Raw genomic sequence first — 12,707 nt, 5'->3', positions numbered from 1 at the left:
TTTTCAGGATACTCCCTTGAGGGCCTCCACCACCTCCTCCGGGGTGTCCAGGGGGGTGAGGAGGGCGAGGTCCTGGGGGTCGATGGCCCCTTGTTCTTTCAGGAAGGCCATCCAGGAGAGGAGGCCTTCCCAATACCCCCGGTCCAAGGCGAAGACGGGAAAGGGGTGGACCTTTTGCGTCTGAATGAGCACCAGGACCTCCGATAGTTCGTCCAAGGTGCCGAAGCCCCCGGGGAGGAAAACGAAGGCGTGGGCGTAGCGCACAAAGAGCACCTTGCGCACGAAGAAGTAGCGCAGGGTGAGGGCGTGGGTCTGGTAGGGGTTAGGCTTCTGCTCGTGGGGAAGCTCAATGTTCAGGCCCACGCTCACCCCGCCCGCCTCAAAGGCTCCCCGGTTCACCGCCTCCATGACCCCTGGTCCTCCGCCCGTGACCACCCCGAAGCCCGCTTGGGCTAGGGCCCTTCCCAGGCGGTAGCCCAAGGCGTAGGCGGGGTGCCCTTCCCCGAAGCGGGCCGAGCCGAAGACGGAAACCAGGGGGACCCCTATTTCCGAAAGGGTTTCAAACCCCTCCACGAACTCCGCCAGGATGCGGAAAAGCCGCCAGGCATCCTCGTGGTGAAGCTGGTCGATCAGGGGCTTCTTGGCCATCAGAGCTCCTCCAAGCTGACCCGCTTCAGCTCCTCCACCCTCACCCCCAGGCGCTCCGCCAGGTTCCGGTAGCTTTCCGGGTCCCCCGTGACGAAGTGCACCACCCGGCTTTGGCCCTCGGGGTTTAAAAGCCCCTCCTCCTGTAGGGCTTTGGCCACCGCTTCCGCCGTGGCCTCAGCGGAATCGATGAGCCTCACTCCGGGCAGAACCTTGGCCAGGGTGCCCTTCAGGAAGGGGTAATGGGTGCAACCCAGGATCAGGGCCTCGAGGTCCTGGGGCGCCTCCTCCAGGTAGTGCCGGGCCACCAAGAGGGCCACGGGGTCATCCCAAAGCCCTTCCTCCACTAAGGGCACGAAGAGGGGACAGGCCCTGGCCCAGGAAACCTCCACGTAGCGCTCGTAGGACCGGCTTTCCACCGTGGCCTGGGTGCCGATGAGGCCCACCTTGCGGTAGGTGCGGGCTACCTCCGCCGCCGGCTCCAGCACGCCAAAGACGGGCACGGAAAGATCCTCCGCCAAGTCCGGAAGGGCCGCGGAGCTGGCGGTGTTGCAGGCCACCACGATGGCCTTGACCCCTTGGCGGAGCAAAAACCCCGCGATCTCCCAGGCAAAGCGCCGCACCATGGAAAGGGGTTTGCTGCCGTAGGGTACCCGGGCGGTGTCGCCAAAATAGAGGAAATCCTCCTGGGGCAGGGCCCGGCGCAAAGCGGAAAGCACCGTAAGCCCCCCTACCCCCGAATCAAAGACGCCGATGGGCCTCCTAGGGTCCTTCACGAGCCGCCATCATACCCTGGACGGAAAAGGGGGGGTGCTATACTATCAGGGTTGCCCCGGTGGGGGGCGAGGGAGGTGCGCAAGTTGAGGCTGGTCACGTCCGAGTCGGTCACGGAAGGACACCCGGATAAGCTGGCGGACCGGATCTCCGACGCCATCCTGGATGCTTTGATTGCCCAGGATAAGAAGGCCCGGGTGGCGGCGGAAACCCTAGTCACCACCGGGCTGGTGTTCGTGGCGGGAGAGATCTCCACCGAGGGGTATGTGGATATCCCCGGCCTGGTGCGCAAGACGGTGAGGGAGGTGGGCTACACCCGGGCCAAGTACGGCTTTGATGCCGACACCTGCGCGGTGCTCACCGCCATCGACGAGCAGTCCCCGGACATCGCGGGCGGGGTCAACCTCTCCTACGAGTGGCGGGTCCTCAAGTCCACGGATCCTCTGGACCGCACGGGCGCGGGGGACCAGGGCCTCATGTTCGGTTACGCCACCGACGAGACCCCCGAGCTCATGCCCCTGCCCATCACCCTGGCCCACCGCCTCACCATGCGCCTGGCGGAGGTGCGCAAGACGGGCTTGCTGCCCTACCTGCGCCCCGACGGCAAGGCCCAGGTCACCGTGGTCTACGAGGGGGATAAGCCCCTTTACGTGAAGACGGTGGTGGTCTCCGCCCAGCATTCCCCGGAGGTGGAGCAGGACCAGCTCCGCGAGGACCTCATCCGCGAGGTGGTGCGCCAGGCCATCCCCCCCGAGTACCTGAAGGAAGGGGAGACGGAGTACCTCATCAACCCTTCGGGCCGCTTCATCCTAGGGGGGCCCCATGCGGACACCGGGCTTACCGGGCGCAAGATCATCGTGGACACCTACGGGGGGGCGGTGCCCCACGGGGGCGGGGCCTTCAGCGGCAAGGATCCCACCAAGGTGGACCGTTCCGCCAGCTACTACGCCCGCTACATGGCTAAAAACCTGGTGGCGGCAGGCCTGGCCCGGCGGGCCCTGGTGGAGCTGGCCTACGCCATTGGCAAGGCTAGGCCTGTTTCCTTGCGGGTGGAAACCTTCGGCACCGGGGTCTTGCCCGATGAAAAGCTCACGGACATCGTGAAGCGGGTCTTTGACCCCAGGCCCTTGGCCATCATCGAGGAGCTGGACCTCCTCCGTCCCATCTACACCCCCACCAGCGCCTACGGCCACTTTGGCCGCGCAGGCTTCCCCTGGGAGGAAACCGACCGGGTGGAGGCCTTAAGGCGGGAAGCAGGCCTCTAATCACCCCAACCTGGCTAAAGCCAGGTTGGGGGCCCCAGTAGGGAGGGGTGGGTTTAACCCACCTCTATCCGGTTTTTCCCCCGGCGTTTGGCTTGGTAAAGGGCGTCGTCGGCCCGCTTGAGGAGGGAAAGGGGGGAGTCCTCGGGGCGGGCCTCGGCCACGCCAATGCTGGCGGTCATTCCCGCCACCGGGGGGACCTTCAGGGCGGCCACCGCCTGGCGCAGGCGCCCCGCCAGGCGCACCGCCTGGGCCAGAGGGGTTTCCACCAGGAGGACGGCAAACTCCTCCCCCCCCAGGCGCACGGGCCGGTCGCTTTGCCGGAGGTGCTCTTCCAGGCAGCGGGCAAGAGCCCTTAGCACCCGGTCCCCCGCGGGGTGGCCGTAGGTATCGTTTACCTTTTTGAAGTCGTCCAAGTCCAGGACCAGGAGGGAGAGGGGCCGGTTATAACGTTGGACGCGGAAGAGCTCCCTTTCCAGGACTAGATCCAGATAGCGCCGGTTCCTGAGGCCGGTGAGGGGGTCGGTGTAGGCTTCCAGCTGGGCTTCCAGGTAGCCCTCCTTGACCCGCACCAGCATGTAGAGAAGGCCCACATAAGCCAGGTTGGCCCCGAAGAACTGGGCCAAGGCGTTGAGGTGCTCCGTGTGGAGGTGGCCGCGGAAAGCCCCTAGGAGGGATAGGAGGAAGAGGGTGAGGAGGTAAAGAAGGGCCAGGCGCACCGCCTGCCGGGTTTGAAAGAAAAGAAAACTGCTAAAGTACACGAAGGGCACCCAGTAGGCGGCAGGGGACAGGCCCAGGGGGTTGGGAGCGAAAAGCAGCTGATAGGCCAGGGTGACCAGGAGGTAGGTGGCCACGAGAGCATGGGCCAGGGGCAGAACCCAGGGGCTGGTGCGGGGGAAGCGCCACAGGACTATGGCCAAAAGGGAAAAACCCAAGGCCAGGAGAGGGAGGAAGAGGCGGTCCACCGGGTCCAGGCCCACGGCCCTCGAGGCGGCCCAGGCCACCAGGGTCAAAAGGGTCCCCAAGGGCAGAAGCCAAAGGGCCATCCGCCGCCTTAGGGGGTTTAGGGGGTCCAAAAGCTCCAGGGTAGGATGCAAGCCACTTCGAGTATACAGGGGTCCCGCCCGGGCCATACCTCCAGGATGGGCGGGACCCCTTAACCAGCCCTTAACGGCTCTTCAGTCTTCCAGATAGGTGTAGCCCTGGAGCTCCCGCATGTACCGCTCCAAGAAGGCTCCCTTCTCCACGGGGGAGAGGCGGCTTTGCCGCACCAGCCGCTCCACTCCTAGGAAGAGCTCCCGGGCGGTGAAGCCCATCTTCTCGATGACCTTCTCCGCGGTCTCCCCGGGGACAAACCGCTCGATGGCAAACCCCTCCTCGTCCACCACCACGTGGGCTTCCCCCACCTGGCCGAAAAGGTTGTGGTTGGAGCCCAACACGTCCTGGTAGCCCCCCACCAGGAAGACCCCCAGGTAGTAGTCCTCCCCCGGGCGGATGGGGTGGACAGGCAAGCTCTGACGCACGTCGTGCAGGTCGATGAAGCGGTCTATCTTGCCGTCGGAGTCGCAGGAGATGTCCACCAGGGTGGCCTGGCGGGTGGGGGGCTCGTTAAGGCGGCTTAGGGGGACGATGGGGAAGAGCTGGTGGATGGCCCAGGCGTCGGGAAGGCTTTGAAAGATGGAAAAATTGCAGACCAATTTGTCTGCCAGAAGCTTCTCCAGGTCCTCAAACTCGTCGGGGGCGTAGGGCAGCTCCTTCACGATGGCATACACCTTGCGGGCGATGTGGTAAAAGATCTCCTCGGCCAAAGCCCGGTCCCTTAGGGACACCAACCCCAAGTCGTAGAGGGTCTGCAGGGTCTCCTTGTCGGCAAAGGCGTCGTGGTAGACCTCGCGGAAGTTCTTGGGGGAGAGGGTTTCCAGGCTCTCCCAGAGCTCCTTGACCAGGGGGTGGGCCTCCGCAGGCGGGGGGGAGGGCCGGGCCTCCCCCGGGGGGGTGATGACGTCGATGACCTCGAGGACCAGGACCTCATGGTATGCGGTCACCGCCCGGCCCGACTCCGTGACCAGGGTGGGGTGGGGCTCCCCCTGGGCCTCCACCACCTCCTTGGTCACGTAGACCAGATCCTCGGCGTACTCGGGAAGGGTGTAGTTGGCGGAGGCGTAGAAGTTGGTCTTGGAGCCGTCGTAGTCCACCGCCAGCCCCCCGCCCAGGTTCAGGTACTGGAGGGGAGCCCCCAGCTTGCGGAGCTGCACGTAGGTCTGGGCTGCCTCCCGCACCATGGCCTTGATCCTGCGGATGTCTGTCACCTGGCTGCCGATGTGGGCGTGGACCATGACCAGGGTGTCCAGGAGGCCTTCCTCTTTTAGGATCTCCACCGCCCGGATGATCTCCGGGGTGGTGAGGCCGAACTTGGCGTTTTCCCCGCCGCTGGCTTCCCACTGCCCGGCCCCTTTGGCCTTCAGCTTGTAGCGGATGCCCAGCTTGGGCCGCACACCCAGCTCTTTGGAGATGCGGATCACCCGGGGGAGCTCGGCGAACTTCTCCAGGGTGATGACCACGTTCCGGGAAAGCTTTCTTCCCATTAGGGCCAGGCGGATGAAGTCGTCGTCCTTGAAGCCGTTGGTTGTGATGAGGGCTTCCGGGGAGAGGTCCTGGGCCAGGATCAGGGCGAGTTCCGCTTTGCTCCCCGCCTCGAGGCCGTAGTGGTAGGGCCTCCCCGCCTTGGCCACGGTTTCCAGCACCAGCCGGCGCTGGTTCACCTTCACGGGGTAGACCCCGCGGTAGCCCCCGTGGTAGCTGTACTTTTCCATGGCCCTGCGAAAGGCCTCGTTCAGCTCCCGCACCCGGGCCTCGAGGATCTGGGGGAAGCGGAGCACCAGGGGCAGGGGCCGCCCCTCGTCCCGGAGGGCCTCCACGATCTCCAAAAGGGAGGCGGAAGGCCCCTCTGGACCCAGGGGGGTTACCTCCAACTCCCCGTCCCGCCCTACCCGGAAGAACCCCGCCCCCCAGTAGGGCACCAGGTAGATCTCCTCAGCTTCCTTGGGGGAAAAGCGCCTGGCGGTTTTCAAGCTAGCCCTCCAGGGCTGACCAATCCCGGTCAACCTCCGCCCTTGAGTGTAGGGCGGAAGGGGCGGCTTGGGAAGAGGTGGGGCTCCGGTAAAGGTACCCCTGGCCTTCCCTGGGGATTTCCCCAGGGTCCACCAGGTAGAGGAAAGGGCCTCCCGTTTGGTTTACCAGGGCGTAGCCCCGTTCTTTGAGAAGGGGATGCAAGGCCTCCTCGGCTTGAAAGGCAAGGGGTACCGGCCCCACCTCTTTCAAGACCTCCTCCAAAAGGTCCAGCCAGCGGGCCAGTTGGGTGGGGTCCACACTCGGAGGAACCGCAATCCGCACCGCCCCCCTTTTCTCCCCAAAGAGCCCAAACCGCCTTAAGAAGCGCCTTAAGGTACGCCTCTCCCCCCCTGAGGGCTGGAAGGAGAAGTGCTTGTGGCCAAAGACGCTGAAGCGGAATCCCACCGGGGCCAGGGTCTTCAAGCGGCTTATGGTCCTCTTGTCCCCCGCCCGGTGCCACCAAGAGAGCTCCACCGTGGGGAAGGCCTTGGCATAGGCCTTGAAGCCCCCAGGGTAGCCCCTATACCCCTTAAGGCCTTCCAGGATCAAGCCAAGCCTCCAAGAAGGCCAGCCCCATCCGGGCCATCAGGGGGGTGATGGCGTGCCCGGCTCCCTCCTCCACAAACCAGGCTAAGCGGCCTTCGGGGTAGTGGGGCCTCAAGGCCTCCACGGTTTTCCCCATGCGGGAAAGGGGCACGATCAGGTCCTTGGTGCCGTGGAGGTGGAGGAGGGGCACACCTCCATAGGCTTCCCCCCTCTGGGCGGGAGGGGTTTCGTAAAGGGCCAGGACTCGAGGGTCCCGTACCTCCTGACCCTGGGGGAGCTTCATGGGAAAGCCGCTTCCAATGAAGGCCAGGGCCCCTTCTGCCCGGAACCCCTGGGAAAGAAGCAGGTGCACCACAAAGGCCCCCAGGCTCCCTCCTGCCAGGAAAAGGGGTAGGCCGAAGCGTTCCCTGGCCTCCTGGGCCACTTCCCTGGTTTCCTCGGCAAAGGCCAGGGCTATCTGGTACACCTCCTCCACATACCTGGGGCTTTTGGAGGAGGGGGGTGGGCCTTCCCGTTTCCCGTGCCGGGGGGCGTCGAAGGCCAGGAGGAGGAAGCCCCTTTCCGCATACCCCGGGAGGAGGGAAAGGATGTGTTCCCTGGAGCCCTGAAGCCCGTGGAGGGCCAGGAGGAGGGCCCTCGGGCGCTCGGGGATGTGGGCCAGCACGCTTTGCCCCGCCAGGGTGAAGGCTTCTTTCCGCATCCCGCTCCCCTCAGGTGAACAGACTGGACACCGACTCCCCCCGGTGGATGCGCCAGATGGCCTCGGCGAAGAGGGGGGCCACGGAGAGGGTCTTGAGCTTGGGACCCTCCTTGGGAGGGCAGGTGTCGGTGGCGGCCACCTCCTTGACCGGGCTCTGGGCGATGCGCTCCAGGGCCGGGCCCACATAGACCCCGTGGGTGGCGGCGGCGTAGACCTCCTTGGCCCCCGCCTGCAGGAGGGCGTCCACCGCCTCCACCAGGCTTCCGGCGGTGGAGATCTCATCGTCCACGATCAGGGCGGTTTTCCCCTTCACCTCCCCCACCAGCATCCGCACCCGCACCTCGGTGTCCGAGACCCGCTCCTTGTCGATGAAGGCCAGGGGGAGGCCGAGCCTGCGGGCCAGGGAGCTGGCCCGCTTGAGGTCCCCCGCGTCCGGGGCCACCACCACGGCGTTTTCCAGGTCCACCCGGGTGGCGAAGTGGTTGGCGATGACGGGCTCGGCGGAGAGGTGGTCCACGGGCACCTTGAAGAAGCCGTGGACCTGGGGGGAGTGCAGGGTCATGGTGAGGACCCGGTCGGCCCCGGCGGTCTGGAGGAGGTCGGCGATGAGCCGGGCGGCGATGGAGATGCGGGGGGCGTCCTTCTTGTCGCTCCGGGCGTAGGAGAAGTAGGGGATGACCGCCGTGACCCTGGCGGCGCTGGCCCCCTTGGCGGCGTCCACCATCATGAGGAGCTCCATGAGGTGGTCCTGCACCGGAGGGGTCAGGGACTGGACGATGAAGACATCCCCTTCCCTCAGGCTTTCCTCGAAGCGCACGAAGAGGTTGTCATTGGCGAAGCGCAAGGTGGTGCTTTTGCCCAAGGGGAGCCCCAGGGCCTCGGCGATGGCTTGGGCCAGGGGGCGGTTGGACTGGCCGGAGAAGATCAGCAGGGGGCGGTCCATGCCGTTCCCCAAGATACCACGGGAGAGGGGTATGCCCAAGTTGGCCCCGAAGGGGCTACTTAAAGGAGGGTGAGGGCTTCCTGCAAGGGAGTGGTAACCTCCGGACCCGTGGGGTGCAGGTAGACGTTCACCTCGGTGCGCACCCCGAAGCCAGGCAGGTAAAGCCCGGGCTCCACGGTGAAGGCCAGCCCCGGCACCAAGGGGCGGAAGTCGTGGGTTTCCAGGTCATCCAGGTGGGGACCCGAGCCGTGGACCTCCTCCCCCAGGTTATGCCCCGTGCGGTGGCGGAGGTAGGGGCCGTAGCCTGCGTCTTCCAGAAGCTTCCGGGCCACCTGGTCCACCTCGAAGCCCTTGGGGTAGCGCCCTCTTTGGTAGGCCTCGGCCACGAAGCGGATGGCCTCATCCCGGGCCTTTACCACAGCCTGGAAGGCTTGGTGGGCGGCCTCGGGAGGCCTTAGGCCCGCCATCCAGGTGATGTCGGCATAGACCCCGCCTTTCTCCTTGGCCCAGAGGTCCAAAAGCACCACCTCCCCCTCCTCGAGGGCCTTGTCCGTGGGGGTGTGGTGAGGGTTGGCGGCGTTTCGGCCGAAGGCCACCATGGGGGGGTGGTCAAAGGCCAGGCCCCGTTCCTCCAGGGCCTGGACCAAGACGGCCTGTACCGCCTGTTCCGTGGACCCAGGGTTTTGGCGCAGGAAGGCTATGGCCTGGTCCTTGGCGGCCACCAGGCCCTCGGCTGCCCGGCGGTGGCTCCTTAGCTTTTCCTCCCCCCAGGTCTGGAAGAGGAGGAGCAAGGGCCAGGAGGAGGCGAGCTCGAGGCCCATTCCCCTGAGAAGGTCCAAACTGCCCCCATCCACCCGGGACAGGTAGGGGATGAGCCCTCCCGGCACATACTCCAAGGCGATGCGCCGCTGTCCTTCCAAAAGCTCCGAAAGGGCTTCCAGGTACCCTCGCCAGGTGTGGTAGGTGCGCCTCTTCCCGGGAAGGGGGGGAAAGAGGCTTTCCTCTATGGCGTGGCAGAGGAGCACGGGTTCCCCTTCCCGGGGGATGAGGTAGGCAAAACGGCGGGTTAGGTGAAGGTGGGTGAGGGCAAGCACCTCGAGGGCCAAGGGATTGCTCCGGCCAAAGGAGAGGAGGAGCCAAGCATCCAGCCTCTCTTCCCTGAGGATTTCCTGCACGCGGGTGAGCTCCACGTTTCCATGCTACCCCTTGGAACCCACCTCACCTTTTCTTACCCCTGACGTGCTACGTTGGGGGGTAGGGAGGTTTGGAAGATGGTCGAAACGCAGGAGGCGGTCATCCGCATTACCCCCTTGGCGGCGGAGAAGGCTAAGGAGATCCTGGCCCGTTATGGCAAGGAGCATGCGGCCATCCGGGTCTACGTCAAGTCCGGCGGGTGCTCGGGCTTCCAGTACGGCATGGCCGTGGACGAAAGGGAGCTCGAGGGGGATACCCTGGTGGAGATGCACGGGGTGCGCCTGGTGGTGGACCCCAGGTCCCTGCCCTACCTGGTGGGCTCGGAGATCGACTGGGTGGAAAGCCTTATGGGCGGCGGCTTCACCGTTCACAACCCCAACGCCGCCAGCACCTGCGGCTGCGGCCACTCCTTTCGCACCAAGGACCAGGAAGGCGAGGTCCGCGCCTGCGGCCACTGATTCCCCCTTTTGAGCACCTTTTGGGGCCCAGGTCCTGGGCCCCTTTAACCTTCTTCCCATTGACCTTCATGGGAGGCGCCGTATAATAGCCTCGGCCACTAAGGATAGTGCCGCGACCACGAAAGGAGGCCGTATGAGAAAAGTAGGCAAGCTGGCTGTACTCGGTTTAACCGCCCTGGGCCTGGCCCTAGCAGGTCCCCAGGACAACAGCCTGGTCGTAGGGGCTTCCCAGGAGCCTAGGGTGTTGGCGGGGGACTTCCTCAGCGTCATCTCCAACCAGTCCATCAAGGCGGAGATCGAGCAGTACCTCTACCCCCCCTTCATCACCATCGACTTGGACGGCAAAAACGTGGCTGTCCTGGCCACGGAAGTCCCCACGGTGCAAAATGGCCGGGTGCGCTTCACCGACATCGGGGGTGGTAAGAGGCGCCTGGAAATCGACCTCACCATCCGTCCGGACGCCAGGTGGTCTGACGGTAGGCCCCTAACTACGGAGGACGTTCAGTTTTACTTTGAGGTGGGCAAGGCCAAGGGCATGCCCGTGTTGAACCCGGACTACTGGCAGCGGGTGAACCTGCGTGTACGCGACGCTCGCAACTTCACCGTTATCTTTGAGCCCGCCTACGCCACCGACCTGATCGGTTCGCCCATCGGTTACGCTCCCAAGCACATCATGGGCGCGGCGTGGGAGCAGGTGAAACGCCAGACCGCGGCCCTTGATCCCGCAAGGGATGCCCAGCGGCTGAACGAAATCTACCGCAACTTCTTCACCCAGTTCTCCACCCCGGCCTACCTGAACCAGAGGAAAATGGCGTACTCTGGTCCCTTTGTCGTCCAGCGGTGGGTGCCGGGGAGCACCCTGGAGCTGGTGCGCAACCCCAACTTCCCCATCGAACCTCCAGGGGGTGCCAGCCGCTACGTGCAGCGGGTCACGTACCGCTTCATCCAAAACACGGCCTCTTTGCAGGTAGCCTTCATGGGTGGGAGCCTAGACGCCATCTCCCGCGTAGGCCTGACATTTGATCAGGCTCGAGCCCGGGAGTTCGTGAACCGGGTGGGTCGCAATTTCGATATCTGGTTCGTGCCTGGGGCCATTTGGGAGCACATCGATATCAACCAGTTCCCCAACGTCCCGCAGGTGCGCGACCTGGGCTTGAACGACAAGCGTACCCGTCAGGCCCTCCTCCATGCCATCAACCGGGAAGGCTTCGTGCGCACCTTCTTCCAGGGCCTGCAGCCGGTTTCCCATACCTGGATCGCTCCCACCAACCCCCTGCACAACCCCAACGTGCGCAAGTACGAGTACAACCTGGACCGGGCGCGGGCGCTTTTGGCGGAGATGGGGTGGCGGCCTGGGCCGGACGGGATCCTGCAGCGGACGGTGGACGGCCGGACGGTGCGCTTTGAGATCGAGTGGGTGACCACGGCGGGCAACGTGGTGCGTGAGCGCTTCCAGCAGTTCGTGGCTGAGGACTTCCGCAAGATCGGCATTGCTGTTAGGATCAACAATGCTCCCAGCGCCGTGGTCTTTGCGGATGACTTCATCCAGCGGGCCAGCGAGGGGCGTTGGACGGGGATGTTCATGTTCGCCTGGGTATCGGGCTTGGCGGAGCAGGGTAACCTCTTCGCCTGCGAGTTCCGACCCACCCGGGAGAACAACTATGTGGGCCAGAACGTGGGCGGTTGGTGCAACCCCGAGTACGACCGCCTGCGGGAGCAGGCCAACCTGGAGTTTGACCAGGCGCGCCGCAAGCAGCTCTTTGACCGGATGCAAGAGATCTGGGCAGAGGAGTTGCCTGCTCTGCCCCTTTACTTCCGGGCCGACCCCCTGGTGGTGCGGAAGGGCCTTGTGAACTACGTGTCTGCAGCCTACTCAGGCGGGAACAACTACCCCAACTGGTGGCCTTGGGCCATCGGTTGGGAGAGCCGTGGAGCGCAGAAGCTCTTCGATCAGGCCAAGTACGCTCTCCCGGTTCGCTAGCCTCGTGGTATAGTGAACCCCGCCGGGGACGACCCGGCGGGGCCTTTCTTGTCTAGAAGCGTTTTTGGGAGGAAAAATGATAGCTTACACTGTGCGTCGGCTTTTGCAGATGGTCCCCCTGCTCCTGGCTGCTTCTTTCGCGATCTTTGCCCTCTTGGCCCTACAGCCGGGGGATCCTTTGGATGAAGTGCGGATGCAAAATCCCAGGATCACTGCCGAGGAGTTGCAGGCGCTCCGGCGGGCTTACGGGTTGGACGACCCCATTCACGTGCGCTACGCCAAGTGGCTCACCCGCGTCCTTCAGGGAGACTTAGGCTATAGCCGCACCTATGGGGTGGCTGCTGCTGAGTACATCTTTGAGCAGCGCCTGCCCAAGACGCTGCTTCTCTCGGGGATTTCCCTTTTAGTAGCCTTGTTGGTGGCCATTCCCGTGGGCGTCTTCTCAGCGGTGCGGCAGTACACCCCTGCGGATTATATCGTTACCTTCTTGGCTTTCGTGGGTCTTTCCATACCCAACTTCTTCCTCGGCATTCTCCTCCTCTACCTCTTTTCCGTGCGCTTACCCGAGGCTATCCCCGGTTTTCCCCAGTTCCCCACCGGAGGTGTGCCTCCCCTGCTTTTTGAAGAGGTCCGGCAAGGGATCGTAAGCCTCTGGGAGTACCTACGCCTCTGGGCCTGGCACCTGGTTTTGCCGGTGATCGTGCTAAGCACGGGATCCATGGCTGAGTGGACCCGCTTCATGCGGGCCTCCCTGCTGGAGGTGCTTTCCCAGGACTACATCCGTACCGCCCGGGCCAAGGGGTTGGCGGAGCGGGTGGTCCTCTATAAGCACGCTCTGCGCAACGCCCTGATACCCATCGTCACCTTGGTGGGCCTCGCCATACCTGGGGTGATGAGCGGTGCGGTGCTTACGGAAACCGTGTTCAGCTACCCAGGGATGGGCCGGGCCATTTTTGACGCTTTGGTGGAGAAAGACTACAACGTGGCCATGGCTGCCCTGGCTTTCTTAGCCTTGATGGTGGCTCTTTTCAACCTGGTCACGGACTTGCTTTATGCGGTAGTGGATCCCCGCATTCGCTACAGCTAGAGGTGA

Annotated in this window: 12 protein-coding genes; 4 read left to right on the top strand and 8 right to left on the bottom strand. The window is 64.5% G+C overall.

Annotated features, from left to right (window positions below):
* Positions 1-3 precede the first annotated feature (3 nt).
* Together L1087_RS05040 and murI are read right to left on the bottom strand one after the other, a co-directional pair.
* Positions 4-648: an LOG family protein gene (locus L1087_RS05040; protein WP_038041120.1), complete on the bottom strand. Its 645-nt coding sequence runs from the start codon at positions 646-648 to the stop codon at positions 4-6.
* Positions 648-1,421, bottom strand: a complete 774-nt coding sequence (gene murI / locus L1087_RS05035; protein ID WP_234557921.1) for a glutamate racemase — start codon at positions 1,419-1,421, stop codon at positions 648-650. The genes L1087_RS05040 and murI overlap by 1 nt, the downstream gene beginning before the upstream one ends.
* An 84-nt stretch (positions 1,422-1,505) precedes the next feature.
* Here murI and metK point away from each other — a divergent pair, with 84 nt between their 5' ends.
* Positions 1,506-2,684 carry a methionine adenosyltransferase gene (gene metK / locus L1087_RS05030; protein ID WP_038043358.1) on the top strand — a complete coding sequence of 393 codons (1,179 nt, stop codon included), beginning with the start codon at positions 1,506-1,508 and terminating at the stop codon, positions 2,682-2,684.
* A 53-nt stretch (positions 2,685-2,737) separates the two neighbouring features.
* Here the strand turns inward: metK and L1087_RS05025 are convergent, their stop codons facing one another.
* From L1087_RS05025 to L1087_RS05000, 6 genes are read right to left on the bottom strand one after another with little or no spacing between them, the layout of a single operon-like run.
* Positions 2,738-3,814 (bottom strand): GGDEF domain-containing protein, encoded by a 1,077-nt coding sequence (locus L1087_RS05025; protein WP_206201717.1) that lies wholly within the window; start codon positions 3,812-3,814, stop codon positions 2,738-2,740.
* 45 nt (positions 3,815-3,859) lie between these two features.
* Positions 3,860-5,752, bottom strand: coding sequence for a biosynthetic arginine decarboxylase (gene speA / locus L1087_RS05020; protein ID WP_234557920.1), 1,893 nt, complete (start codon positions 5,750-5,752; stop codon positions 3,860-3,862).
* 1 nt (position 5,753) lies between these two features.
* Complete coding sequence (locus L1087_RS05015; RefSeq protein WP_234557919.1) at positions 5,754-6,341, bottom strand: DUF72 domain-containing protein; 588 nt, start codon at positions 6,339-6,341, stop codon at positions 5,754-5,756.
* The gene (locus L1087_RS05010) at positions 6,322-7,038 is read right to left on the bottom strand and encodes an alpha/beta hydrolase (RefSeq protein ID WP_234557918.1); all 717 of its coding nucleotides are present in this window, start codon (positions 7,036-7,038) and stop codon (positions 6,322-6,324) included. The genes L1087_RS05015 and L1087_RS05010 overlap by 20 nt, the downstream gene beginning before the upstream one ends.
* A gap of 10 nt (positions 7,039-7,048) precedes the next feature.
* Positions 7,049-7,981 carry a ribose-phosphate diphosphokinase gene (locus L1087_RS05005; RefSeq protein WP_234557916.1) on the bottom strand — a complete coding sequence of 311 codons (933 nt, stop codon included), beginning with the start codon at positions 7,979-7,981 and terminating at the stop codon, positions 7,049-7,051.
* Between the two features lie 59 nt (positions 7,982-8,040).
* Positions 8,041-9,171: a M24 family metallopeptidase gene (locus L1087_RS05000; RefSeq protein WP_234557915.1), complete on the bottom strand. Its 1,131-nt coding sequence runs from the start codon at positions 9,169-9,171 to the stop codon at positions 8,041-8,043.
* Between the two features lie 81 nt (positions 9,172-9,252).
* On the opposite strand from L1087_RS05000, the gene erpA reads away from it, so the two are divergent.
* From erpA to L1087_RS04985, 3 genes are all read left to right on the top strand, one after another.
* Complete coding sequence (gene erpA / locus L1087_RS04995) at positions 9,253-9,633, top strand: iron-sulfur cluster insertion protein ErpA (protein WP_038041127.1); 381 nt, start codon at positions 9,253-9,255, stop codon at positions 9,631-9,633.
* A gap of 133 nt (positions 9,634-9,766) precedes the next feature.
* Positions 9,767-11,614: a peptide ABC transporter substrate-binding protein gene (locus tag L1087_RS04990; RefSeq protein WP_135343265.1), complete on the top strand. Its 1,848-nt coding sequence runs from the start codon at positions 9,767-9,769 to the stop codon at positions 11,612-11,614.
* Positions 11,615-11,690: 76 nt separating this feature from the next.
* Positions 11,691-12,701, top strand: a complete 1,011-nt coding sequence (locus L1087_RS04985; RefSeq protein ID WP_135259314.1) for an ABC transporter permease — start codon at positions 11,691-11,693, stop codon at positions 12,699-12,701.
* Positions 12,702-12,707: the final 6 nt, after the last annotated feature.

It is taken from the genome of Thermus tengchongensis (genome assembly GCF_021462405.1).
GTDB lineage: Bacteria > Deinococcota > Deinococci > Deinococcales > Thermaceae > Thermus > Thermus tengchongensis.
Note: the sequence above shows the minus strand (reverse complement) of the source record. Positions and strands in the feature narration are given on the sequence as shown.